Origin of the sequence: Acidithiobacillus sp. (assembly GCF_027322205.1) — a bacterium.
GTDB lineage: Bacteria > Pseudomonadota > Gammaproteobacteria > Acidithiobacillales > Acidithiobacillaceae > Acidithiobacillus.
The window spans coordinates 41,186-64,540 of sequence record NZ_DAHVHY010000001.1 but is presented as its reverse complement, the minus strand read 5'-3'; the positions used below and the strand labels follow the sequence as shown (position 1 = coordinate 64,540).

Genomic DNA, 23,355 nt, shown 5'->3' with positions numbered 1-23,355 from the left:
TTGTGCGATGAATTATGGCGTTGTAACGTCCAGCAGAACTCTGCGGCGGGGCGCATAATATGCCGGAGATGGTGGGTGATTGGCGGCGCCTTTGGGGGATTTCCGCCTACCGGTTGCTCATCGCAGCGGTTATTGCCGTCCTGTTACACTTGCCAGCCAGTGAGACCATTATCGATCTGGGGGGGCACGCGAGGCTGTTGCGTGTCCTGACCCTGGTGGCCGCTACGGTCAGTCTCGGTTATCTGTTGGCACTTTTGTTGCGGCGGCCGGTGCAACCGCGCTACCACGCCTGGATTCAGGTGTCGACTGATACCTTGCTGGTGCTGCTATTATTGCGTTTCGGGGGAGGGGTCAGCGGTCCCTTTAGTATCCTTCCCTTCTTGCTGCTGGTGTCCACGGCGAGTCTTTTGCGCGGTAAAAGCGCTTTTGTTTTTGTGTGGATATTGCTGGCGCTGCTCGTGAGTGAATCACTTTTGGGCGGGATGGCCTCCGAGCATCCGCCGCTTGGCCAGCTTTTTATCTATGTCCTGGCACTGGTGGCGGTGGCGGTGCTGGCCGACAGTCTGGTCCTCAGTCTGGAACGCGGCAACCGTCTGGCGCTGCAAAGGGATGCAGAGGTCGTCAATCTCAACGCCCTGAACCGGGAAATTGTGCAGCATATGGATGTGGGCGTTTTCGTACTGGATCGGCAAAACCGTGTGGTTCTCAGCAACCCCATTGCTCGGACGCTTTCGGGATACCGGCTATGGACTTCCGCACCTGCCGCCCTCGATATGGTGCAGCCGCGTCTGGCCACCGCATTGCGACAACCGGCACCGGGTGACGGCGAGATGATAATCACCCTGGGTGGACGTGATCCGACCCTGCAGGACAGTGCGCAGACTCTGCTGGTACGTAAAATCGCTTTGCCCCAGAGCCCCTATTGTCTACTGCTTCTCCGCGATGCATCAGCGTTGCGTGCCCGCGAACGGGAGGCGCAGCTGGCGGCGCTGGGTCGCTTGGCGGCTAATATTGCCCATGAAATTCGTAACCCGCTCAGCGTGATTCGCCACGCGGGTAACCTGCTCGGTGAGAGCGTGGAAAACCCCGGCTCGCGGCACCTTTTTGAGATACTGGAACGAGAGACGGTGCGCATCAACGCCATTATCGAATCGGTACTGGAGATGGCCCGCCCCAGCCCGGCGCATTCCGAATCCATCGGTTTGTCGGACTGGTTGCCGACGCTCGTCACTCAGTTGCAGGCCGATCCGCTACTTGCACCCATGACGATCGTTATCCGCGAAATTTCCCCGCAGCTTCAGATTTATGCCGATCCTGCGCAGCTACGCCAAGTGTTCTGGAATCTGCTGCATAACAGTGCGCAGTATGGGGTAGCGGAAGATGCGACGATGCGGGTGGAAATCGAGACGGTGCGTGCGGACAAGGAAACCGTTATGGTGACGCTGCGAGATTTTGGATCGGGCGTAAAGCCGGAGGTGATGGAGCGCATTTTTGAGCCATTTTTTACGACCAATTCACGGGGTACCGGGCTGGGCTTGTCTATGGTGCGCGAGTTGTTGCGCATCAATGGTGGCCGCATTGATTGTGGAAACCATCCACAGGGTGGTGTGCTGTTCCGGATTTTTCTCCCCTGCTGGTGCCTGGAGGCGGTGGAGTGATGGCTGATTTTTCCATATTACCACCTGCCCTGATCGTGGATGATGAGCCGAATATCGTTGAATTACTGGGCATTACGCTGCAGGGTATGGGAATCGCGGTCACGGGTGCCCACTCCCTCGCGGAGGCCTACGCCCGCCTCGCCGAAGGTGCCCCTTCTTTATGTCTGAGCGATCTGCGGTTGCCGGATGGTTCGGGTATTGATCTGGTACGTCGTCTGCATGTGTTGCATCCGCAGGTGCCGGTCGCCGTGATTACGGCCTACTCCACCGCCGATGGCGCGGTTGAGGCGATGCAGGCAGGGGCCTTTGATTACATGGCCAAGCCCATCGAACTTACGCGTCTGCGGCGACTGATAGCTCAAGCTGTTGATCTCAGCCGCCTGTCACCGGTGGGTTTGGACGGCACGCAAAGGCTGGTGGGCAATTCTGCGGTCATGCGGCGCTTACGCGATGATATCCGCCGCGTTGCGCGAAGTAATGCGCCAGTACATATTACCGGTGAGTCTGGTACTGGTAAGGAGTTGGCAGCGCGTGCGATCCACGCCTCGGGGGTCCGTCACGACAAGCCTTTCGTGGCTGTCAACTGTGGTGCCATTCCCGAGGGACTGGTGGAAAGTGAGCTCTTTGGTGCCGAAAAGGGAGCTTACTCTGGTGCTGTGCAGCGCCGCGAAGGGCTTTTCGTGGCGGCCAATGGCGGCACCATTTTTCTGGATGAGATCGGTGAGCTACCAATGATGGTGCAGGTTAAGCTCCTGCGGGCCATTCAGGAGCGAACCATTCGTCCATTGGGTGCATCGCGGGAAATTCCCCTGGATCTGCGTTTCATCTCCGCTACTCACCGCGATCTGCAAGAAATGGTCGTTGCCGGTAACTTTCGTCGGGATCTCCTGTATCGTCTGGATGTCGTGAGGCTCCAAATGCCCCCCTTGCGCGAGCATCCGGAGGATATTCCTCAGTTGGCAGAGGTGATTCTGCAACGTATCGGGGGTGCGCAGCATGGTGCGCCGACGCGACTGCCCGCGGGGACTCTGGAGCGGCTGGGTAGCTACGCCTTCCCCGGAAATGTTCGCGAACTGGAAAATTTGCTGGAGCGCCACCTTGCGTTACAGCAGGACGATATTCTACCTGAAGCAGAACTCACCTCTTCTGGCGGTGTGGCACCAGGAAACGGCATACTTATCTCTGTATCGGCAAGAGGTGCGCTGGCCACTTTAGACACGGCCGAGGCCGTATTACTACGCCAGATGCTGGGGCAGGCCGGAGGAGACCGGCATCACGCCGCAGATCTGCTGGGCGTCAGTTTGCAGTCGCTGGAACTGCGACTCCGCAGATTGTCTCCGGAAGAAATTACATGACGCCGGGTGCAATGAGTGTGGCCTATACTTTAATCACGCTGCTCGGTCTGCTCATCGGCAGCTTCCTGAATGTGGTGGTGCATCGGGTGCCTCGCCACGAGTCCATCATTCATCCCGTGTCGCACTGCCCGCACTGCGGCCATCTGCTGCGGCCTTGGGAAAATATCCCGGTCCTGAGCTGGATGTTGTTGCGTGGCCGCTGCCATGGTTGTGGCAACCCTATTGCCTGGCGTTATCCGGTGCTGGAACTCCTGACCGGCTTGCTCAGTCTGGTGGTCGTCGGGCAACTGGGTCTCACCTGGCAACTGATCCCGGCCCTGGTATTCACCTGGATACTGCTGGCGCTGACCATGATTGATCTGGAGACGCAACTGTTGCCTGATCGTATTACCAAGCCGGGGCTGTTGATTGGGTTACTGCTGAATGGATCAGCACTTTTATGGCCGGGGATAGGGCTGGTAACGCCCCTGGATGCTTTACTCGGTGTACTCATTGGCTACGGCAGTCTGTGGTTGCTGGCCACAGTGTATTATCGGGCGACCGGACGGCACGGAATGGGCGGCGGCGATCTCAAATTGCTCGGCATGATTGGTGCGTGGCTGGGCTGGCAGGCGGTCTTCTTAACCCTGTTTATTGCGGCACTGAGCGGTGGTCTGGTCGCTCTGAGCTTTCTGCTGCGCGGTAAGGGCCGGGACTATGCCATGCCCTTTGGTCCTTACCTGGCGCTGGGGGGCTGGCTCATGTTGCTGTGGCCACAAGCCATCCTCTCCGGCTATCTACATCTGCTGGGTTCCTGAATGGCGCTGCGGATTGGCCTGACGGGAGGGGTGGCCTGCGGCAAAAGCACGGTCGCCGAGATCCTCAAGGCGGCGGGCGCCCAGGTGCTGGATGCCGATGCCATCGCCCGCGAACTGGTGGTACCGGGCAGCCCAGCCCTGCAAGCCATTATCGCCCATTTTGGCCCGACTTTTTTAGGCGAAGATGGCGGCCTCGATCGCGCCGCATTGCGTGCACGGATTTTTAGTGATCCGGCGGCGAAAGTCTGGCTGGAAGCCCTTCTCCATCCACTTATCCGTGCATCCTTTATAACTGCCAGCGATGCACTGAGTCGACGGCATCCACAATCTCTGCTGGTCTGGATGGTGCCGCTGCTGGTCGAAAATGGCTATCGCCCATTGCTGGATCAAGTCCTGGTCGTCGATTGTCCACGATCCCAGCAAATGGAGCGCCTGCGTGCTCGTCCTGGCTGGACAGAGGGCCAAATCTCTGCGGTGCTGGCGGCGCAATGCGATCGTGTTGCGCGTAATGCCGCCGCCGACTGGATTATTCCCAATGAAGGTTCGCTGGCTGAGTTGCAAGCCCAAGTTGCTCTCTATCTTCGTCATTTGCGGGGAACCTAACGATTTGCTTAGGGAAAGCACCTGTGGCAACCTGTGGGGCGTTGCCTAGAAATGGTGCGCGCCGCCGCCGTTCCTTGGTTTTGCGGCGCAGTGGTTTCGTGTAGCAGCGGTGGCTCTTGAATGAGGTACGGCATGGCCGTTTATGAACACCCACTCCATGAACGCGCACGCCTTTTGCTGCGCTTGGAGAGCATCTTCGCACAGATGCAGCAAGAAATTGCGAACACGACCAATCTGCGCGATGCCCTGCGTCCTTACAATGAACTGCTTGATTTTTGCAGCCGCCCGGAGTTGCGCCTTGATGTCATTCTGGAACTGGAACGGCTTGGGCAGAGCCTCGCCGTCTGGGCGCAAAGCCCTGAGGTTGATGAGGCTCCTTTGCGCGCCTGGCAATTTCGCATAGACCAACAGCTCAAAGTGCTGCGCGAGCACCGTGAACCTTTCGGCCAATTGTTGCGCCATCAGGAAATCATCCAGCTCGCGCGCGGCCGGTTGGGCGTAGCCGGGGGCCTCGCGGACTGTGATCTGCCCGTGCTGGCGTTCTGGAACCAGCAAACCCCCGCGCGTATCCACAGACTTCTGAATAGCTGGCAGAACAGCTTGGAGATTCTACAGCATAGCACTGATCTGATTCTCGCCTTACTGCGCGACTCCTGCACATGGTTGATGGTGAAAGCACCGGAGGGGCGTTACGGCGCACCATTGGATGCTCGCCGTCCGCCCTCTCTGATTCGCCTGGAATTGACAGATCAAGCCGATTATTATCCGAAAATCAGTGGGGGGATTCACCGCTTTCATATTCAGTTACTGCAATGGTTGGACCAGGGAACAGCGCGCGCGGTAGAATCCACAGTAGAATTCAGACTGGGCCTCAGCGCTCTCTAGATGATTAATCCTCTTCCAGTAAAGGACCGTACCATGCATATCGGCACCACCCTCAGTCAATTTATTATTGAAGAAACGCGCCTCTATCCCGGCGCCTCTGGCGACTTTGCCGGTTTGCTCAATGATCTCACCATTTCCTGCAAATTTATTGGCGCGCAGGTGTATCGCGGTGCTTTGGTGGGCGCGTTGGGTAGTGCGGGGACGGATAACGTGCAGGGTGAAGTCCAGAAAAAGCTGGATATCATCTCCAACGAAGCCATTCTCAAGTCCATGGACTGGACTGGTCATCTCGCCGGCATGGCCTCCGAGGAGATGGATGACCCTTACGCCATCCCCCAAAATGTGCCGCGCGGCAAGTATCTGTTACTTTTTGATCCTTTGGATGGTTCCAGCAATACCGACGTCGGCATCAGCGTCGGGACCATTTTCAGCATCCTCAAGGCACCAGTGGCCGGGCGTGACGCGGAACTCGCCGATTTCCTCCAACCCGGTGTTGAGCAGGTCTGTGCGGGCTATGCCCTTTATGGCTCCAGCAATATGCTGGTGTATAGCACCGGCTACGGGGTCAATGGCTTTACCCTTGATCCTTCCATCGGTGAGTATATGCTGACCCACAGCCAGATGCGTATTCCCGAGGACACCAGCGAATATGCGATCAACATGAGCAACCATCGCCACTGGCAGAAACCGGTGCAGCGTTATATCGACGAACTCAATCAGGGTACGGATGGACCTCGTCAGCGCAATTTCAATATGCGCTGGGTTGGCTCCATGGTTGCGGACGTGCATCGCATTCTGTGTCGTGGCGGCATTTTCCTGTATCCCTTTGATCAGCGTGATCCGAAAAAGCCTGGCAAGCTACGTCTGCTCTACGAGGCCAATCCCATGTCCTATCTGATAGAACAGGCAGGTGGTGCGGCCAGCACCGGCACGACGCGGATCCTGGATATCGACCCCCAGGGCTTGCATGAGCGTGTCCCCGTTATCCTGGGTGCCAAGAATGAAGTGGAGCGGGTGGTCGCATATCATCGTGACTCATTTTGAAGAGCACGAGGTCGGCGCAATTTGATTAGGGCAACTCCAGTTGTCTATAGGTTCAAGCATGCGACGTTGAGGAAATGCTTGGGGGTGTTATGAGAAAATGTCATCAGTTCAAAAACACCACTAAAACGAACATGGCGTTCATCGCGTTATTGACGCTTGTGATCAGCCTCGCGTTCCCGGTGGCGGTGTACGCCAATGGTGTGCCTTTGAAGCGCGAAGCCCAGCATGTCGGGCGCGCGCTTGGTTCCACCGCACATAGAATCGGTCAGGTCGGGAAAGAGGTTGGTGTTGGGATTGCGAAAACTGCAGTCGACGTTGGGCATGCGGCAAAGGGTGGAGCGATCGAATTTTGGAGCGCCCTGCGGGGGCGCGGTACGGCGAATAATCGTTCGCTGCCCCCTCCCAAGTGATAAAGAATCAGGCGGGATCATTATCACTTTCTGAAACAACTGCGCTGTAACGTGCCAATATGATACGCCTTCCCCATTTTATGGCCGATTTTTTAAGGAGAAAAGGTGTGGGAGTTCTTCTTGATAAAGGTGCAGCGTTGATGGCGACGGGGCGTAACGCTGGCAGCGTGCATGCTTTTTGGAAAGGTGTACTTTTTCTGTCTGTCCTGATCGGCTATCAAATGCTCACCTATGTGGATATCTCTGCAAAAAATCCGAATGCACTAGTTGTACTTTCGGCATTTACACCCATTATTGTTGCCCTATTTCTGGTGTCTGGATGCGCGCGCTTTAAGGCGTTTTGGATTATGCTGGCTGCTATTTCTGGCGTAATAATATGGCGTAATAGTGCGACTATTGCGCACTATATTGGCTGGATATGTATGGTGCAGCGGAGTGCGTTGTTTACCCTGTTAGCATTTGCTTTCGGACTCACTTTGCGCTCCGGCCACATACCGCTCGTCTCGCGGATTGCAGAGATGGTGCATGGTCCACTGAATGCACGACTGGCGCGCTATACGCGCCAGGTGACGGTGGCATGGACACTATTCTTTACAGCGCTGGCAATTTTATTGTTTTTAATATTTTTTATCCTTGGGCAGCATGTATGGGTATTGATTTCCGGTACGACTAGCACCGTATTGATTGCATTAATGTTTATCATTGAATACGCTGTCCGTTGTCGCCAAATCCCCATCAGTGAGCGGGGCAGTATGGGGGCTGGCGTCCGGGCTTATTTTGCCGACAGGCAATCCGTTGCTATTATAAAATCGGATTCATGATTTGGAATTTATGATGTTTATTTTTTAAACAGGGGGTTTTTCTAGGTATGAATTATCTCCCGATGATGACGCATCAATCACTGGATGATGCCGTGGCCATTCGCCAAGGCCGAGGTGTCACTCTGCGACAATTCCTGGCTGATGTGAACCATATCCGACAGTTACTCCGGCCTGGACAGCATTTGCTGAATACCTGTCAGGATCGGTACCATTTCATGGTAGGCCTCGCGGCGGCAATGGTTGCCGGGAAAACCAGCCTGCTGCCTTCCACGTACACCACCGAAAGTGTTAAAAAAATAGTCGATTTCGCGCCAGACCTGTTTTGCATTGGCGATGATGGGAATGATATGGGCTTCCCATACCTGGCGTTTCCGATTGTTCTGCCAGATGCGCCTGTCGATAGCTCACCCACTATTCCGCGCCTGGATGAATCGCTCCCGGTGGCTTACGTGTTTACATCGGGGTCGACCGGAATACCCGTTCCTCACCTTAAAACATGGGGAGATCTCGTGCATTCGGTGCGGGCGGAGGCTCAGCGCCTGGGCTTGCTCGATGGCCGCACCTACACGGTGGTAGGTACCGTTCCACCACAGCATATGTATGGCTTTGAATCTACCATTCTTATGCTGTGGCAATGTGCTGGTATAATCGCCACGGAGCGCTATTTCTACCCAGCGGATATCTATGCAGGGATTTCCTCAGTAGCGCGACCGCGCGTTTTGATCAGTACTCCTGTTCACCTTCGTTCTATGCTCGCTACTGATACGCCATTGCCAAGTGTGGATTTGTTGCTTTCGGCCACGGCACCACTAACTCGGGATCTCGCGGTAAGCGCAGAAGCCCGCTTTGGCGGCGAGCTGCTCGAAATTTATGGCTCTACGGAAACTGGCGTAGTGGCAACGCGGCGCACGAGCCAAACGAAGGAATGGCATTTACTCCCGGGGTTGTCGTGGATGACGAAGGGTGATCGGATTAGGATACAGGGCGGGCATTTGCAGCAGGCGATGGCGGTTGGCGACGCCGTAGAAATAGTGGATGAACAACATTTTCTGTTATATGGGCGGATGGAGGATCTCGTAAATATAGCAGGGAAACGTAGTTCTATTTCACATTTAAATCATCAGCTCACAGCTGTCTCCGGAGTTCTGGATGGGGTGTTTTTTATGCCCGATGAAAGTGCTGATGGGCGAGTGACACGTTTAGTGGCATTTGCGGTGGCCCCGGACATGGATGTAGAAATAATAATTGAGCGGCTCAAGCAGTGTGTGGATCCAGCGTTTATTCCTCGCCCGCTAAAGATCGTGGATAGCCTGCCTAGGAACACTACCGGTAAGATCTCACGAGAAGCCTTAAAAGCAATGGTCGAAGCTTTGATGGGTAATGAGGAGCGTTCGTCTGAAATATTATGACCATAGGTTTACCATTCCGGTTGGGCACCCAGTATTCGCTGGCCATTTTCCGGGAAATCCGATTGTGCCCGCCGCCTTGCTTCTGGATGAGATTGTTTGCGCTATAGCCGCAACGGGAGATTTGCCGATAAATGATTGCAGTATTAGCTCGGCGAAATTCTACAGCACGGCGGCACCTGGTGAATTGCTGAATCTTCGCGTGCTCGTAGCAGATGCTCTGCCCATGACCTTTGAAGTCCATGCGGGCGCTCGTCTGGTCGCATCCGGCGACTTCTCTGGGCATGTTTTGGAGCGACTCTAATAATGGTTCACCGGTTCAGCACGGTTCAACAATCGCCGGATAACGAGTGGTTTAGTAGCCCCGAGCGGGGAAGCCGATTTATGCTGCGCCTGATGATCTGGATTTCGAAAAAGATGGGAAGGACTGTTGGTCGTGTGGTGTTGTATTTGATTGCGGGCTATTTTATGCTTTTTGCGCCCGCTGCGCGGGTTGCCTCCCGGGCCTACCTTACCCGCGTTCTCGGGCGCCGCGCCGATGCCAGAGATATCTATCGTCATTTCCTGACGTTTGCTACGACGATTCACGATAGAGTGTATCTGCTCAGTAATGATGATTCATCGTTTACTATCCAGTCGCATTTGTCCGAAGACGTGGAACAGGCGATTGCCGATATGCGTGGTGCCCTGCTGGTGGGTGCGCACCTGGGCAGCTTTGAGGTATTGCGGTCTGTCGGCCTGAAGTATCCTGGGGTGCCAGTGGTGATGGTTATGTATGAGGATAACGCAAAAAAACTCAATGCCACGCTGGCGAGTATGAAAACCGGAGAGCGGCCTAATATTATCCCGTTAGGCCGCTGGGACACGATGCTGCGTGTTCAGGAGCAATTGGAAATGGGTGCGTTGGTTGGTTTCCTCGGTGACCGGTCTGTCGGGTCAGAGAAAAAGCGGGTTATCCCTTTTCTCGGAGAGCCCGCCGCATGGCCGAGCGGCACTTTTCGTATTGCGGCGCTGCTCAATCGGCCTTTGTATTTTATGGCCGGCCTTTATACGGGTCCAGGGCACTATGAAATATTTATAACGCAGATTGCCGATTTTTCTTCTGTAGAGAAACTGGATCGGGACAAGGCTATTCAGGATGCGATGTTAAAATATGTCAATGAGGTTGAAAAATACTGCCATATGGCTCCTTATAATTGGTTTAACTTTTATGATTTTTGGGCAAATAATTATAATATTAAAGTGAAAGAGGGTCATTTAAAATGAGTATTGAGCGCGCTCAACCGGAGTCGCCGGTCGCGGTCACTGCGCCGGGTATTAACATTTTATTTCTCAGATCACTACTGCTTCGACGAATATTCTATCTGCCCAGACGATATGCCATTGGTGCCGTTCTCGCATTTTTCATCGGGGGCTCCATGCTAACACAAGCGGCCTCCGCGGCAGACTGGAACATAACAGAGTTAATGCATATGTTGGCGCAGGTGAAGTCTAGCCATGCCTCTTTTGTAGAGACAAAACATATTGGGTTTTTGGATAAGCCAATACAATCATCTGGTAATATGCGCTTTGTGGCACCGGATACGCTGGAAATGCACACCGTCAAACCCAGAGATCAGGTGATGCTGGTGCAAGGCGATGTTCTCACCATGGATAAATATACTATTCAATTGGACGATCATCCGGAACTGCTCGCTTTTGTCGATAGTATTCGCGGGGTGTTGACCGGAAATACGGAGCTATTGGAGACGCATTTTATGCTTTCCCTAAAAGGCAACAAAAATAGCTGGACGTTAATTCTGGTGCCGAAGCAAAATGCGTTTGCAAAGCAGATCAAGCATATCGCTGTTAGTGGTATCGGGAACATGGTACGCAGTATTGAAATTGTAAAAGTAAATCACGATTGGTCGTTTATTAGTATAAGAAATTCGTCTACTCCATGAGAAAATTCCGGTGGTTGATTCTGGGAGTGTGGCTGGCGATACTGATCGGCGCCATTGGCGTAATCATCAATACAAAATTTGAGTCGACGCTATCCGAATTTTTGCCAAAATCACCTAGCGCACAGCAAGAGCTGTTGAACGAACAGTTGCGTAATGGTGTGCTCTCACGCAAGATTTTAGTGGCGATAAATGGCGGCGATGCCGCTGCAAGGGCGCGTATTTCCGCGCGAATGGCTCTCGATCTCCGTAAAAATAGCCAATTTAAATTTGTGAGTAATGGGAATGCGGGCGTTAATTCAAAAATATATAATTATCTGTTCGCGCATCGCTATTTGTTGAGTGCAGCTACCAAGCCGGAGCTATTTTCGGTAAAAGGTCTGCATGATGCGATAGAAAAGACACTCAATGACCTGGCTACTCCAGGCGGTGAGGCAATGCTAGCGCTTTTCCCGAGTGACCCTACTGGAGCCATGATTGGCATGGCCAAGGGGATGCGTGGAATGGCGAAGCCGCGAGTCCTGGATGGTGTGTGGGTATCGTCGACCGGAGATAGCGCATTGCTTGTGTTGCAGACGCGATTTCCGGGATCGGATAGTGACGCACAACAACAGGCGATAGCTACTATAAAAAAGATATTCAGGTTGGCGCAAAGGGACATGGGGAGCTCTGGCCAAAACACCAGGTTACAGTTGACTGGTGTGGGTGTGATTTCTGTGGCGGCGCGCGATACGATCATCCATGCCGCAGAGTTGATGTCGCTGATAAGTGGCACATTAATTATTATGTTGCTGTTGTTCGTCTACCGGTCGCTGGCGGTGCTGGCATTCAGCCTTGTACCCGTGATGTCTGGTGTTATCGTTGGTATCGCTGCGGTGTCTTTAGGTTTTGGGGTGGTTTATGATATCACTTTGGGATTCGGCACAGCGCTGATCGGGGAGGCGGTAGATTATTCAATCTATTTCTTCGTGCAGGCCGGGGAAATGGCTGCCGGCGCGGAATTATGGAGCAAAAAATATTGGCCCATCATCAGGCTGGGCGTGTTCACTTCAGTGGCCGGTTTTGCCAGTCTGCTGTTTTCTAACCTGCCAGGGCTCGCACAGCTCGGCCTCTATGCTATTGCCGGCCTACTCACCGCCGCGGGTGTTACCCGTTTTGTATTGCCGAGCTTGCCCTTGCATCATTTTAAACGGCGCGATTTCGAGCGGATGGGTGGTATTCTTGTCGACATTATGCGTATGCTGTCGTCCGCAAGATGGGTTGTTATTTCATTGACAGTTATTGCGAGTGGCATTTTGGTTGTCCATCGTGATCATATCTGGAGTCACGAGCTGTCGGCACTTAGTCCGGTTCCTAAAGCCGATCAGTTACTCTATGCGAAGTTGCGTAAGGATATGGGAATACCTGATGCAGGATATCTGCTAGTGGTTTCCGGACCAACCCGTAATCGGGCGCTGGAAAAAGCCAGTAAAATAGACCCGCTGTTAGAACAACTCCAAGTCTCTGGCATTATCGGAGGTTTTCAAACCCCTACTCGTTTTTTGCCCGGTGTGGAATCGCAAGTGGAGCGTATATCTGCCTTGCCTCCGAAAAAAATTCTGACCGCGCGTTTGGCAGAAGCGCTGCGCGGATTGCCAGTGTCAGCATCACGGCTCTCCCCGTTTGTCCAAGCGGTAGAGCGGGAGCGGAGGCTGCCGCCACTGACTTATGCTGAGCTGCCAACAGGTATCCGGCAAATTGTAGACAGTATGCTTGTCCATCAGGGCCAGGAGTGGAGTGTATTGTTACCGGTTATGGCGCCATCATCCGGTAAGATCAACCCTGAGGCCGTGCAGGCCGTCATGAGGCAGCACCATGTTGATGATGTTATGTTTGTCGATATTTCCGGAGCCACAAATACGCTTTATTCCGGGTATATCAGAAATGCCCTCAAGCTTTCTCTGACCGGTGTTTTAGGTATTATTATTTTATTATTGGTAGTCTTTCGATCCGTGATTCGCGTTGTTCGAATCATGTTACCATTAATTGCTGCGGTACTTTCGGTGGCAGCCGGATTCGTGGTGATGGGCATCGAGTTGAATATTTTGAACCTCATCGGACTGATGTTGATAGTTGCGGTGGGGTCTAACTACGCACTATTCTTTGATCGTAGTGGACAGATGAACGGCGAAGGCTCATCGCGTACTTTGGTATCTCTGGTTGTTGCCAATCTGGCTACGCTTATCGGTTTTGCGCCTCTGGCGTTCTCCGGCGTCCCGGTCCTTCAGGCGATCGGCGCCACTGTTGCACCAGGCGTGGTATTGGCGCTTTTGTTTTCTGCCAGCTTGGCTGAGCGAAGGACAGTAATAATAGAACAGACGTTGTAAGCGCGGTGGTTTGGTGCAGGGCAAGCCTTGTGCTTAGTCCGCCTGATGATTTTGTACGTAATGACAGAGGGTTCTTAAGCAACTGAATATCTCTGTTTTATTGGCTCCTTCGCTAGATAACATTACCCCGTATTTCTTGGTGATGACCATGGAAAGCTCCAGGAGGTCGATAGAATCCAGGCCCAGTGGGCCGCCATAAAGTGGGGCCTCAGGATCTACCTGCAAAGGGTCCATTGGCAGGTTCAAGGATTTTATAATTAAACGGCTCAAGTCTACTTCTTCCGGGGTAAGGGGCATTCTTTATATCTCCATTTTGACTGTCGTTATACGTCAGACTCCGCTGGCGTGCCGATCGTGTGCGTGCCTTGCTGCTCTCTGCACGCGTTGACCAGGAGTACACCGTTCTGCTCATTTCTGACGATGCTCCCCCCCTCGTCAAGCATGGCCTCGGGATTGTAACCCAGAATAAGGTGCCGTCCACCATCCTCTGTGGCGGGTTTGGCCAGCGGAGATAGCCTCGGGAAGGGCCGAGATCAGCGGGAACCGGTTGACTTTTGGTCACTTCGCCATCACAATGCGCTTTCAATACAGCATTGATTTTTAATATATATGTCCATTTTGATGATTTCTGGCATGACCGCTACAAGTTGTATTGGCCGTGGTCTGGAGCAAACCCTGGCCGCATTGCATGGGCGGCGGAGTGGGCTTGCGCCTTGTGCATTCCGCGATATGGTCGTCGATACCTGGGTTGGTGAGGTGGCTGGCGTTGATGATGAAAAAATTGACGCCGATCTGCGAGACTTCAATTGTCGTAATAACCGCCTGGCCCAACTTGCACTTTCTCAAGATGGTTTTGCCGATGCGGTTGAGGCGGCCGTCAGTCGTTGGGGGCGGCGGCGCGTAGGTGTTTTCTTGGGAACGAGCACTGCCGGTATGTTACGTACCGAGTGGGCGTTTCGACATCGTGACGCAGTGAGTGGCCAGCTACCGGCAGAATTCGTATATGCGGGCACGCATAGCCCTTATTCCCTTACGGAGTTTGTCCGGCGTAAGCTTGGTCTTGAAGGCCCTGCTGTGGCCGTTTCGTCGGCATGTTCTTCCAGTGCGAAGGTCTTCGCCTCCGCCCAGCGGATGGTGGATTATGGTCTGATTGATGCGGCGGTGGTGGGCGGTGTGGATTCTTTATGCGCGACGACACTCTATGGTTTTGAGTCTCTGGGTCTTTTGGCTAAAGAACCTTGTCGACCATTTAGTGGTGATCGTGCGGGCATTTCTATTGGGGAGGCGGCTGCGTATATGCTCGTGGAGAGGATGGCCGGTCCTCAGGGCCGCGAAGCCGTCTGGTTATTGGGTGTCGGCGAATCCAGTGATGCCTATCATATGTCCTCGCCACATCCGCAGGGCTTGGGCGCGCGCCTGGCTATGGAGCGCGCACTGGTCTCTGCAGGATTGGGTCCTGAGCATATTGATTATATTAATCTGCACGGTACTGGCACCGTGGCGAATGATGCGGCAGAAGCAATTGCTATAGCGAATGTCTTCGGTACAGCAACACCATGTAGCTCTACGAAGGGGGCTACGGGCCATACGTTGGGTGCCGCCGGTGCCCTGGAAGCCGCCATATGCGTATTGGCCATTCAAAATGACTTTATGCCGTCGAGTCCATATACCGGACCGCGGGATCAGTCGCTGGAAATTAATTACATTTCCCAAAATCAGGGGGGTGCGATCTCCACGGTGTTAAGTAATTCATTCGGTTTTGGCGGCAGTAACTGCAGCCTGATTTTTGGCCGTCCCATTTAACGAACCGGGGTATTGCTATGCATCCTGTGTATGTGGAAGGTATTGGTGTGTTGGGGCCGGGCATGGAAAGCTGGCAAGAGGCCGTATGTCTACTGAAGGGTGAACATGCTTATCTACCCGGAAAGACCATATTATCGCCGCCGGAATCCTTGCCCCCGGCAGAACGACGCCGGGCCAGCAGAGGGGTTATGGCCGCACTGCAGGTGGGATATGCGGCCTGTACCATGGCGGGTGTCTTGCCTGCGGAGCCGGCATCGGTGTTTGCCTCTTCGGGTGGCGATGGGGATATCTGCAACGCTATTTGTTCGGCGCTGGCCGCCGACGACCATCTGATATCACCCACCCAGTTTCACAATTCCGTGCATAACGCGATTTCTGGTTACTGGGGTATTGCCACGGGCGCGATGGCACCATCGTCGGTGGTGAGCGCCTATGATGGAAGTTTTGCGGCTGGCCTGTTAGAAGCCGTATCGCTGCTGGTGTCGCTCCGTACTCCTGTGTTGCTGGTGGCCAGTGACCAGGATTATCCTTTTCCGCTATCCGCCGTTCGCCCGGTACCTGATATTTTTGCGGTTGCATTGTTATTGACGGTAACGCCGCATCCTGGCAAATCTCTGGCGCAGATTCGGATTGCTGGCGACCTGCCCTTTGCCGAGTTGCCGGGGCAAGCGATGTCCGACCTGCTGCTTGACGATCTCTCCAGAGCTATCCCCGCCGCAGGTTGTTTGCCGCTGCTGCAATCCATCGCGCGGCAGGATACCGGAAATATCGTATTGGTGTATTTGCCTTCTCAATATCTGGTGCTGGAAGTGGCGCCGTGTCGATAGGTCGTCAGTGGATCTCCGATCACCTTCCACATAAAGGCAATATGCTCTTGCTGGATTGCGTAGAGCGTTGGGATGACGAACAGATTCTCTGTGTCGCGAGCAGCCATCGAAGCGCAAGCAACCCATTGCGGGTGGCTGGACGGTTGGGTGCGATCTGCGCTGTCGAGTATGCGGCACAGGCCATGGCTGTACATGATGCATTAGTACGGGGAGAAGAGGGAGGTAAACCTCAAAGGACCGGTGCGGGTTACCTCGCGAGTGTCCGAGAATTATGTCTGGAAATAACGCGCCTCGACGATATCGAGGGCGATTTGGCGGTCAGTGCAACAAGACTCGCTGCCCACAGTAGTTTGCTTTACAACTTCGCTATCTCTGCTGACCGACATATACTCGTTAAGGGTCGGATCATTATTTTCGTGGCGGCTAAACAGGAAGCCCCAGATGTGTAAACGTGCCTTGGTGACGGGCGGGAGCGGTAGCATTGGTGCCGCTATCTGCCAAAGGCTGGCCGCAGATGGCTTTGACGTCATTATTCATACCCATCGCAACCTGATAAAAGCTACCGCTTTGGCGGCGTCCATCAGAGACGCTGGCGGTCGCGCAGTGGTGTCAGCCTTCGATATTACCGACCGCGAGACGACCACCCAGTCCGTACAGGAATTGATTGCATCGGGGCCGATACAGGTGTTGATCAATAATGCCGGAATCCACGATGATGCGGCTTTTCCAGGGCTCAGTCCGCAGCAGTGGCAGGAGGTCATAGATGTTTCGTTGAACGGCTTTTTCCATGTTACGCAGGCCGTCTTGATGCCCATGATCCGCACCCGCTGGGGACGGATCATCAATATTACCTCCGTGGCAGCGCTTATGGGGAACCGCGGACAAGTAAATTACGCAGCAGCGAAAGGTGCGTTACATGCGGCGACTAAATCGCTAGCGTTGGAAGTGGCCAGCCGGGGTATTACCGTCAATGCCGTAGCGCCCGGTATTATCGCCACGGAAATGAGTGCGCAGGCTTTTGATGCTGCGCGAATCACCCAGATGGTGCCCATGGGGCGGGCGGGACAACCGGCCGAGGTCGCTGATCTCGTGGGTTTCCTGGCCTCAGAAAAAGCGGCTTACATCAGTGGGCAGATTATATCGGTCAATGGTGCCATGGTATGAACATAGAAACAATTTTATGACCATTGGTAAGCATGTTGCGGATTTGGCAACCCAGCAATCCGAACGTCTGGTATTTTTTACCTTGGCACAACTTTGCATTATTATTCTGGCCGCGCGCCTTGCGGGAAGCTTTGCTGCTAGAATAGCCCAGGCCACTGTTGTTGGAGAAATTATTGCGGGAATTCTGCTGGGTCCTTCATTATTCGGCTGGATAATGCCCGTTCCTTTTCATTGGGTTTTCCATTCTATTCCGTCAGGGCCGTTAGATGTCCTTTCCCAGTTAGGCCTTATCTTGCTGATGTTTCAGGTCGGCCTGGAATTTGATTTTTCGCATCTTAAGGAAAAAGCCAATCGCCGTGTAGTGTTATGGATAGCGATGGCTAGCCTCTTGTTACCATTTGCTACGGGTTTTGGCGTGGGCTTCATGAGCGCCCCTCTGCTTTCTCCGGAGGCAAACCGCTGGGTTTCGGCGCTCTTTGTGGCTACCGCTTTTTCCATTACGGCTGTTCCTGTTCTCGGTCGCATTATGATGGAGCTGGGCATAACAAAATCTCGGCTTGGGGTGATCGCAATCAGTGCTGCAGCGATAAATGACGTGGTGGGCTGGTTGTTACTCGCACTGGTAACGGCCTTGGCGCTTGCGCAATTTCAATTTCCCTTATTTTTGGCCAAGGTATTTTTCGTTTTACTTTTTGTCCTGGCGTGGTTTTATTTCGTTCGGCCACTCATGAAATGGGCGATCCGCCACTTTCATGCCGAGCATGAGATATCTGCGACTTTTCTGGGGATTGTCTTAGTGGGCATATTAATCTCGGGTATGATCACCTCAGCGTTAGGAATATTTACGATATTTGGTGGATTTATTATGGGCGTCATATTGTATGACGAAGTCGCTTTTTCCAGGCTATGGCAAGAGCGTGTTGCCCCTTTCGTTTTGGTTTTTTTTCTGCCAATATTTTTTACTTATACCGGCTTGCGAACTAATATTGCCGCGCTCGATGGCCTGGGCTTGTGGATTTGGTGTGGTTTAATATTGATATTGGCGACGATCTCTAAGTTTGCTGGCGTGTATGTCGCCGCACGGATTTCAGGATTGAATCATCATCAGGGGAAAATCATTGGGGTCATGATGAACACCAGAGCACTCATGGAGCTTATTGTCATTAATGTGGGTTATGATATGGGGGCCATTTCAGAAAATGTTTTTACTATGCTGGTCATTATGGCTATTGTGAGCACCGTCGTCACAACGCCGTTGCTGCGGCGCTGGTTACCCCATGTGCATGGGCAACATGGGGAGGCCGTTGCTACTTAAAATACTGAACAGCGGGGCATATGACAGCTAATGCTGCTGCCGTATCCGGCGCGCCAATAACATCGGCAGGCGTATTATAAAACCAAGAAATAAACGGGTATGCATCCAGGTCAACAGAACATTATCACGCAGGTAATGAAAATGAGAAACCCCGCCATCGCTGGTCTCAAAATAACGCACGGGCGCCGGTAAGTTGATAATGCGAATTCCCATCCAGGACATTCGTACAGCGGCTTCTGGATCGAAATCGAAACGCCGCATCCAGCGCTGTTTGTGCATGAGGCGCTGCAGGGGGACGAGGGGATAAACGCGAAAGCCAAAGAGGGAGTCACTGATACCCCCGCCTAATGTTTCCAGGTTGGCCCACCAGTTCGATATCTTGCGACCTTTTACCCGAAGAGCGGGGGCACTGGCATCAAAAACCGGTACGCCGAGGATCATGGCGTCAGGGTTGTCGGCAGATGCTTGCATAAATGCGGGAACCGCCCCGGCGGGATGCTGACCGTCAGAGTCCATCGTCAACACATGGGTATAGCCCTGTGCCTGGGCTTGCTCCAAGCCACATCGTACAGCTTCTCCTTTGCCACGGTTGTGGGAGAGGAGAAGAATGCGCAATCCACTATCCCGGCGCGCTAATTCCTGGAGGCCTATTGCCGTGCCGTCGGTGCTCCCGTCCACGACGACCCAGACAGGGCTCCAATGCTGACGTGCCGCAGTCACGGTCTCATATACTTTAGGCCCGGGGTTGTAGCTCGGAATAAGCACTAAGTGGGTGTTGGAGGATTGTTTCATTAACACTCGTCTGCTGCCGCGACGCCTGGTGCACAGGGTTCGCCGGGCAGAGCCGAGTGAAAATAGGCTTCCAGTTCCGCTATGGTGCGGCGTACGTCCGTTGGCGGATCGAAGCGGCGGCCTATCTCTATACGGTAGTGAATAGGCATGGCTGGCTTGCGAAAGAAGGGCCATCCCTTCCCGAGAAAGGGAGAGTCTGCGGTGATTAATATGGTCTGAATGGGGACATGGGCCTGCTTGGCAATCAGCGCAATGCTGCCCCGTATGGTTCCGATGGGAAGAGGATGACTGCGAGTGCCTTCCGGGAAAAGAAGCAAATGACTGCCACTGCGCAGTTCCTCCACGGCAAGGTGAAGCATGTGGCGTATGGCGTCATTACGAATGTAACAGGCCAGGCGCGCGCCGGCGCCAAAAAATGGATTATCTACCAACTCCGCCTTCATGATGCATGCTAGGCGCGGCATGCGCGAAAGGATCATAACCGCGTCGAGCAGGGAGGGATGATTCGGTGCGATGACCATCGGTGATTCATCGCTGAGTGTATCGAGTGCGCTAATATCAAAATGGCACGCACCGAGAGCGGATAATGCCCGTAGATACAGCCTAAACCCCATGGAAATAACCCATCGCCCCGTTAACTTCCGCCACTTTGTGGGAAGTATAATGTTCATGGGTAGCGCAAAAATAGACCATAAAAGACTAATGCTCGCCAAGAGCGCGAGACCAACGTAGAATACTACGTATTCTCGGGCAGAACGTATTTTATCAATAATGCCCATAGGATAGAGATATTGATCGCGATGGGCTGGCCTGCACCCGCACCCGATTAGTATGTATCTGCATGGATATCCGACCCTTAGTCTGTATGCCGTCCAACATCGACGCTACCTTAAGCAGAAATAATGATCTTAAATAACTTAACTGAATTTTCTTGGTTTTTATCACGAGTTAAAATTTGTGTCAACAGCTTCGCGATTGGTGCTGGAGCTGCTGATTTCCGGTCGGTATGATTTACAACGAGACATTGTCTTTTTTACGGGGTATTTGTGTCCACCGTTATTATAAGCAAAGTATCCGTTGATCCAAATCGAGAGTTGTTGTCATAAGTAAGGATACCCTGGCCCTTATAAGACGCTTCTGTACGGCGAGTGTCTCCGCCGAAGTAAAATGGAATAAATTGCTTGCCGGTAATGTGGCTCGATGTGTGATCCGGAAAGCCGATCAGTTGCTCAACCTGGCGTCGGGACATGCCTATCTTCAATTTGGAGAATGGCGATCCTGGGGTGGGGAGGACGTTGGTTTTTTCGGCAGCTCTGTCCAGTGCCGAGGCAGTACTTGCCGTAGGGGCTACCACTACGGCACTGACCTGGGATGCCGCAGTAGTCGATACAGGCTGATGTTCTTGGGTTGCGCAGCCGATCAGTCCTGAGGCAAGGCAGGTGACAGATAATAGTCTGGCGATGTTTTTATTTGATTTCATTGGTATTTTCTCGGTGTGATGGGTCGAATGGTGCTGAACCTAAATCTATCGAATATGGTTTAAATTAGCCAGTACGATTTAAGTTCAGTCTCTTTTTTTCAGGATCAAAATCACGAAAGGCTTGTATACCAGAAACATGTCAAAAAGTAAATCACCGGAATAAATAGTTTGCTTTGCAAGCAGTCGTTTTCAGAAAAAGGACTATTACTAATTTTAACCCGGCTGTTTATGAACATATGAGAATGTTGTCATGATATTATGCAAATAGATATGGGGTATTTCTTAATTTTATAAGTGTACGACTCCGCCAGTGCCCTCAATCTCCACGAGGAGTTCAGATCTACAGATATCGGCCTGAATATAGAGCGTTTCCGTAAGGGGTTCGATAAGCCGATTCAGCTCTGTTTGGATAACGGTTAAGTCTGCAGTATTGCGAAAATAGACGCGATAGCTCAACATGTTCAAGTTATATAAATGATGCCCGGCGACGCGATTCGCTTCATCGATAACCGCAGAAATGTTCCGTATGCTTTCCTGGGTTTGTGCGGCGACATCACCGATGTGCAAGGTGTCGTGGCCAACAATGCTGGCGGTTCCGGAAATAAATAAGGCATGTTGCTGATCTAGCTTGAGCCATCCGCCGCGCGAGAAGGTAGGGCTGCATGGCCCATATTTTTTGGGATAGCAATAGGCGCTAATCTGTCGGGGATTTTCCAGAGCTACAGATTTGTGCTGTCCGGCGAGAAAGTGTACGACTAAATTTGCGGAGGATGTCCCTACAGCACTCGCGGCGGGAATGCTACTTTCTTCGCTAAGTCGGTTGTGGGTAATAAACGAACTTGCGCGCCCAATATTGAACTGGCGATAGTGTTCCAAGCCGTGCGTGGCACCGTTGATATCGGGTAAAAAATTCCAGACGCGGAGTAGGTGAAGATGTCCACTCTCTTGGAGGAGAGTGAATATTTGCTGATAGGCTTCTTGAGCGCATGACTGAATGGGCGGGGGACTGAAGTTGTCGCCATCGTCAGGTGGTGATGTTATAGCCAGGGTGATACTGCCCAAAGTTAGGGTTGCGCTGCGCCGATAGCGTATATCCAAATAGTGTCCAGGAATTACGCTCTGTGTGGTACTCCAGATTTCACAGACATCAGATCCGTAAATGCTCAGGGGGGTTTTTAGAATGCCACTATTTTGGTCAGCACCGATCCCCGCGCCGAGTGGACTATCGAACAGCACGATACCGAGAATGTTTTCTGTGCGCAACGCGTCATTGTTTAATGCCACTGCTGCCGGAGCATAAGTAAGCGTAAGCGGCGTGCCAGTGCCTGTTGTCATGACGTCATCTAAGCGCATGGTTAAATCCTGATGTTTTCCTTTCGTTTTTTGTATGCGGCCCAAGACGCTCCGAGGTGCCGCAGCGACGTCAGGTAATAGACCATTTTGAAGATCCGTAGGGAATTCCAAATCGGTGTTTTATTGAAAATATCTCCTGCGAGAACGGATAGTACGGCCTCTTTGGTTCGTGCCTGATTGCCCGGAAACATAAACATATCGCGCAGGGTGGGCTGTGACATGCGATAAATGTACCAGGAGAATACCTTGCCTCCGTGCCGAACTTTCCGGTCAAAGTGACGCAGCGCGGCGGCGGCACGTCGCGGTTGTCGCAGGCAAGTATCAATCGTATCGGCACCGATAAAGGCGCTTTGCATGGCGAGCATGACGCCCGACGAAAAGACGGGATCGTAAAATGCGAATGCATCCCCCAACATGAGGAAACTTTCCCCATGGGTCTGCTCGCAGATATAGGCGTAGTTGCCAGTAGCTTCGACATCGGTCACGCGCTGCGCGTCTGCTAATCGCATCGCTAGATCGGGAGACATGGCAATGGTATCCGCAAAGAAATCTTCCACGGGTTTCTTTCGTGTTTTGAGATAAGAGGGCCATACCACCGCTCCCACGCTGGTAGTTCCGTCGGCTAACGGGATGAACCAAAACCACCCATGTTCAAACCAGAATAGCGAAATATGTCCCTCTTCACTGCCGGGGAGGCGATGTGCCCCACGGAAATGCGCATAAAGGGCAGAGCTGTTATGTTTTGGGTTGTTCTGTTTGGTCTTGAAGCGTGTTCCGAGAAATGTATCTCTACCGGATGCATCAACCAGGAACCGTGCTTTCCATATTTCTGTCGATCCATCTTCGCGGAGGGCATGAACTATGGCACCTTTTCCGTGCGGCAAAAATTCAACCGACTGGACCCGGCATCCCTCAATCGTCGTCGCGCCTTTTTTGCGCGCATTGCGAAACAGAATATCATCGAAGTCTGCGCGTCTGACCTGATAGGCCATGGGCATGGACTTGTCCCATGCATCGGCAAATAAGAAGGTTTCTCTTTTCTTTGTATGGTAGGGCGAGTTGAATTCTGCACCCCATTTTTTCATCCCAATCTGGTCTACCTCTTGGGCAACACCCAATTTCTGCAGCAGCGGTAAATTGGCGGGGAGCAGGGATTCACCTATATGAAATCTTGGATGATGTGCTTTTTCTAGTATGGTGATTTGGTAGCCGCGCTTTGCGAGTAGCGCACCGATCGTCGAGCCTGCCGGTCCGCCACCTATAACCAGAACGTCACATTCGTGTGTCACAGGATGTGCGTTTGATGTCTGTTGTTCTTTGGTCATCTGTCGTTCCT

24 protein-coding genes are annotated in these 23,355 nt (G+C 52.9%); 19 read left to right on the top strand and 5 right to left on the bottom strand.

Translation table 11 applies throughout. The features are described 5' to 3' along the window. Positions 1-59: 59 nt before the first annotated feature. From M7F93_RS00320 to M7F93_RS00260, 13 genes are all read left to right on the top strand, one after another. A complete protein-coding gene (locus M7F93_RS00320; protein WP_298167272.1) occupies positions 60-1,658 on the top strand; it encodes a two-component system sensor histidine kinase NtrB in 1,599 nt (532 codons plus the stop codon). After that, positions 1,658-3,013 (top strand): sigma-54-dependent transcriptional regulator, encoded by a 1,356-nt coding sequence (locus M7F93_RS00315; RefSeq protein ID WP_298167269.1) that lies wholly within the window; start codon positions 1,658-1,660, stop codon positions 3,011-3,013. Before M7F93_RS00320 ends, M7F93_RS00315 begins: the two co-directional genes overlap by 1 nt. Further along, positions 3,010-3,810 carry a prepilin peptidase gene (locus tag M7F93_RS00310; RefSeq protein ID WP_298167266.1) on the top strand — a complete coding sequence of 267 codons (801 nt, stop codon included), beginning with the start codon at positions 3,010-3,012 and terminating at the stop codon, positions 3,808-3,810. Before M7F93_RS00315 ends, M7F93_RS00310 begins: the two co-directional genes overlap by 4 nt. Beyond that, positions 3,811-4,413, top strand: a complete 603-nt coding sequence (coaE, locus tag M7F93_RS00305) for a dephospho-CoA kinase (RefSeq protein ID WP_298167263.1) — start codon at positions 3,811-3,813, stop codon at positions 4,411-4,413. Positions 4,414-4,545: 132 nt separating this feature from the next. Further along, positions 4,546-5,298, top strand: coding sequence for a cell division protein ZapD (locus tag M7F93_RS00300; RefSeq protein WP_298167260.1), 753 nt, complete (start codon positions 4,546-4,548; stop codon positions 5,296-5,298). Between the two features lie 33 nt (positions 5,299-5,331). After that, complete coding sequence (locus M7F93_RS00295) at positions 5,332-6,342, top strand: class 1 fructose-bisphosphatase (protein WP_298167257.1); 1,011 nt, start codon at positions 5,332-5,334, stop codon at positions 6,340-6,342. Between the two features lie 89 nt (positions 6,343-6,431). After that, a complete protein-coding gene (locus M7F93_RS00290) occupies positions 6,432-6,752 on the top strand; it encodes a hypothetical protein (RefSeq protein WP_298167254.1) in 321 nt (106 codons plus the stop codon). Positions 6,753-6,811: 59 nt separating this feature from the next. Then, positions 6,812-7,573 carry a COG4648 family protein gene (locus M7F93_RS00285; RefSeq protein ID WP_298167251.1) on the top strand — a complete coding sequence of 254 codons (762 nt, stop codon included), beginning with the start codon at positions 6,812-6,814 and terminating at the stop codon, positions 7,571-7,573. A gap of 47 nt (positions 7,574-7,620) precedes the next feature. Then, positions 7,621-8,982: an AMP-binding protein gene (locus tag M7F93_RS00280; RefSeq protein ID WP_298167248.1), complete on the top strand. Its 1,362-nt coding sequence runs from the start codon at positions 7,621-7,623 to the stop codon at positions 8,980-8,982. Between the two features lie 64 nt (positions 8,983-9,046). Then, the gene (locus M7F93_RS00275) at positions 9,047-9,283 is read left to right on the top strand and encodes a hypothetical protein (RefSeq protein WP_366144648.1); all 237 of its coding nucleotides are present in this window, start codon (positions 9,047-9,049) and stop codon (positions 9,281-9,283) included. Positions 9,284-9,285: 2 nt separating this feature from the next. Continuing rightward, positions 9,286-10,245, top strand: coding sequence for an LpxL/LpxP family acyltransferase (locus tag M7F93_RS00270; RefSeq protein WP_298167243.1), 960 nt, complete (start codon positions 9,286-9,288; stop codon positions 10,243-10,245). Next, positions 10,242-10,922 carry a LolA family protein gene (locus M7F93_RS00265; protein WP_298167240.1) on the top strand — a complete coding sequence of 227 codons (681 nt, stop codon included), beginning with the start codon at positions 10,242-10,244 and terminating at the stop codon, positions 10,920-10,922. Before M7F93_RS00270 ends, M7F93_RS00265 begins: the two co-directional genes overlap by 4 nt. Next, the gene (locus M7F93_RS00260) at positions 10,919-13,285 is read left to right on the top strand and encodes an MMPL family transporter (RefSeq protein ID WP_298167236.1); all 2,367 of its coding nucleotides are present in this window, start codon (positions 10,919-10,921) and stop codon (positions 13,283-13,285) included. Before M7F93_RS00265 ends, M7F93_RS00260 begins: the two co-directional genes overlap by 4 nt. A 33-nt stretch (positions 13,286-13,318) precedes the next feature. Here M7F93_RS00260 and M7F93_RS00255 read toward each other — a convergent pair whose 3' ends face one another. After that, positions 13,319-13,582: a phosphopantetheine-binding protein gene (locus M7F93_RS00255; protein ID WP_298167233.1), complete on the bottom strand. Its 264-nt coding sequence runs from the start codon at positions 13,580-13,582 to the stop codon at positions 13,319-13,321. 312 nt (positions 13,583-13,894) lie between these two features. Here M7F93_RS00255 and M7F93_RS00250 point away from each other — a divergent pair, with 312 nt between their 5' ends. From M7F93_RS00250 to M7F93_RS00230, 5 genes are read left to right on the top strand one after another with little or no spacing between them, the layout of a single operon-like run. Beyond that, a complete protein-coding gene (locus M7F93_RS00250) occupies positions 13,895-15,088 on the top strand; it encodes a beta-ketoacyl-[acyl-carrier-protein] synthase family protein (RefSeq protein ID WP_298167230.1) in 1,194 nt (397 codons plus the stop codon). Between the two features lie 17 nt (positions 15,089-15,105). Next, the gene (locus tag M7F93_RS00245; RefSeq protein ID WP_298167227.1) at positions 15,106-15,915 is read left to right on the top strand and encodes a beta-ketoacyl synthase chain length factor; all 810 of its coding nucleotides are present in this window, start codon (positions 15,106-15,108) and stop codon (positions 15,913-15,915) included. Beyond that, a complete protein-coding gene (locus M7F93_RS00240) occupies positions 15,906-16,364 on the top strand; it encodes a hotdog family protein (protein WP_298167224.1) in 459 nt (152 codons plus the stop codon). The genes M7F93_RS00245 and M7F93_RS00240 overlap by 10 nt, the downstream gene beginning before the upstream one ends. Further along, the gene (gene fabG, locus M7F93_RS00235; RefSeq protein WP_014030161.1) at positions 16,357-17,079 is read left to right on the top strand and encodes a 3-oxoacyl-ACP reductase FabG; all 723 of its coding nucleotides are present in this window, start codon (positions 16,357-16,359) and stop codon (positions 17,077-17,079) included. The genes M7F93_RS00240 and fabG overlap by 8 nt, the downstream gene beginning before the upstream one ends. A gap of 16 nt (positions 17,080-17,095) precedes the next feature. Continuing rightward, positions 17,096-18,394, top strand: a complete 1,299-nt coding sequence (locus M7F93_RS00230) for a cation:proton antiporter (RefSeq protein WP_298167215.1) — start codon at positions 17,096-17,098, stop codon at positions 18,392-18,394. Positions 18,395-18,421: 27 nt separating this feature from the next. Here the strand turns inward: M7F93_RS00230 and M7F93_RS00225 are convergent, their stop codons facing one another. Together M7F93_RS00225 and M7F93_RS00220 are read right to left on the bottom strand one after the other, a co-directional pair. Beyond that, on the bottom strand, positions 18,422-19,186 hold the full coding sequence (locus M7F93_RS00225; protein ID WP_298167212.1) for a glycosyltransferase family 2 protein: 765 nt from the start codon (positions 19,184-19,186) through the stop codon (positions 18,422-18,424). Then, on the bottom strand, positions 19,186-19,800 hold the full coding sequence (locus M7F93_RS00220) for a lysophospholipid acyltransferase family protein (RefSeq protein ID WP_298167209.1): 615 nt from the start codon (positions 19,798-19,800) through the stop codon (positions 19,186-19,188). Before M7F93_RS00220 ends, M7F93_RS00225 begins: the two co-directional genes overlap by 1 nt. A gap of 633 nt (positions 19,801-20,433) precedes the next feature. Here M7F93_RS00220 and M7F93_RS00215 point away from each other — a divergent pair. Beyond that, a complete protein-coding gene (locus M7F93_RS00215; protein ID WP_298167206.1) occupies positions 20,434-20,583 on the top strand; it encodes a hypothetical protein in 150 nt (49 codons plus the stop codon). A 371-nt stretch (positions 20,584-20,954) separates the two neighbouring features. Here M7F93_RS00215 and M7F93_RS00210 read toward each other — a convergent pair whose 3' ends face one another. Both M7F93_RS00210 and M7F93_RS00205 read right to left on the bottom strand, forming a co-directional pair. Next, complete coding sequence (locus M7F93_RS00210) at positions 20,955-22,019, bottom strand: chorismate transformation FkbO/Hyg5 family protein (RefSeq protein ID WP_298167203.1); 1,065 nt, start codon at positions 22,017-22,019, stop codon at positions 20,955-20,957. A gap of 2 nt (positions 22,020-22,021) precedes the next feature. Then, entirely contained in the window at positions 22,022-23,344 is a 1,323-nt protein-coding gene (locus tag M7F93_RS00205; RefSeq protein ID WP_298167200.1) for an NAD(P)/FAD-dependent oxidoreductase, read from the bottom strand. Positions 23,345-23,355 lie beyond the last annotated feature (11 nt).

Coding starts and splice junctions, on each gene's coding strand:
- M7F93_RS00320 (WP_298167272.1), top strand. CDS start 60: ATGCCGGAGATGGTGGGTGATTGGCGGCGCCTTTGGGGGATTTCCGCC.
- M7F93_RS00315 (WP_298167269.1), top strand. CDS start 1,658: ATGGCTGATTTTTCCATATTACCACCTGCCCTGATCGTGGATGATGAG.
- M7F93_RS00310 (WP_298167266.1), top strand. CDS start 3,010: ATGACGCCGGGTGCAATGAGTGTGGCCTATACTTTAATCACGCTGCTC.
- coaE (WP_298167263.1), top strand. CDS start 3,811: ATGGCGCTGCGGATTGGCCTGACGGGAGGGGTGGCCTGCGGCAAAAGC.
- M7F93_RS00300 (WP_298167260.1), top strand. CDS start 4,546: ATGGCCGTTTATGAACACCCACTCCATGAACGCGCACGCCTTTTGCTG.
- M7F93_RS00295 (WP_298167257.1), top strand. CDS start 5,332: ATGCATATCGGCACCACCCTCAGTCAATTTATTATTGAAGAAACGCGC.
- M7F93_RS00290 (WP_298167254.1), top strand. CDS start 6,432: ATGAGAAAATGTCATCAGTTCAAAAACACCACTAAAACGAACATGGCG.
- M7F93_RS00285 (WP_298167251.1), top strand. CDS start 6,812: ATGATACGCCTTCCCCATTTTATGGCCGATTTTTTAAGGAGAAAAGGT.
- M7F93_RS00280 (WP_298167248.1), top strand. CDS start 7,621: ATGAATTATCTCCCGATGATGACGCATCAATCACTGGATGATGCCGTG.
- M7F93_RS00270 (WP_298167243.1), top strand. CDS start 9,286: ATGGTTCACCGGTTCAGCACGGTTCAACAATCGCCGGATAACGAGTGG.
- M7F93_RS00265 (WP_298167240.1), top strand. CDS start 10,242: ATGAGTATTGAGCGCGCTCAACCGGAGTCGCCGGTCGCGGTCACTGCG.
- M7F93_RS00260 (WP_298167236.1), top strand. CDS start 10,919: ATGAGAAAATTCCGGTGGTTGATTCTGGGAGTGTGGCTGGCGATACTG.
- M7F93_RS00255 (WP_298167233.1), bottom strand. CDS start 13,582: ATGCCCCTTACCCCGGAAGAAGTAGACTTGAGCCGTTTAATTATAAAA.
- M7F93_RS00250 (WP_298167230.1), top strand. CDS start 13,895: ATGTCCATTTTGATGATTTCTGGCATGACCGCTACAAGTTGTATTGGC.
- M7F93_RS00245 (WP_298167227.1), top strand. CDS start 15,106: ATGCATCCTGTGTATGTGGAAGGTATTGGTGTGTTGGGGCCGGGCATG.
- fabG (WP_014030161.1), top strand. CDS start 16,357: ATGTGTAAACGTGCCTTGGTGACGGGCGGGAGCGGTAGCATTGGTGCC.
- M7F93_RS00230 (WP_298167215.1), top strand. CDS start 17,096: ATGACCATTGGTAAGCATGTTGCGGATTTGGCAACCCAGCAATCCGAA.
- M7F93_RS00225 (WP_298167212.1), bottom strand. CDS start 19,186: ATGAAACAATCCTCCAACACCCACTTAGTGCTTATTCCGAGCTACAAC.
- M7F93_RS00220 (WP_298167209.1), bottom strand. CDS start 19,800: ATGGGGTTTAGGCTGTATCTACGGGCATTATCCGCTCTCGGTGCGTGC.
- M7F93_RS00215 (WP_298167206.1), top strand. CDS start 20,434: ATGCCTATCTTCAATTTGGAGAATGGCGATCCTGGGGTGGGGAGGACG.
- M7F93_RS00210 (WP_298167203.1), bottom strand. CDS start 22,019: ATGCGCTTAGATGACGTCATGACAACAGGCACTGGCACGCCGCTTACG.
- M7F93_RS00205 (WP_298167200.1), bottom strand. CDS start 23,344: ATGACCAAAGAACAACAGACATCAAACGCACATCCTGTGACACACGAA.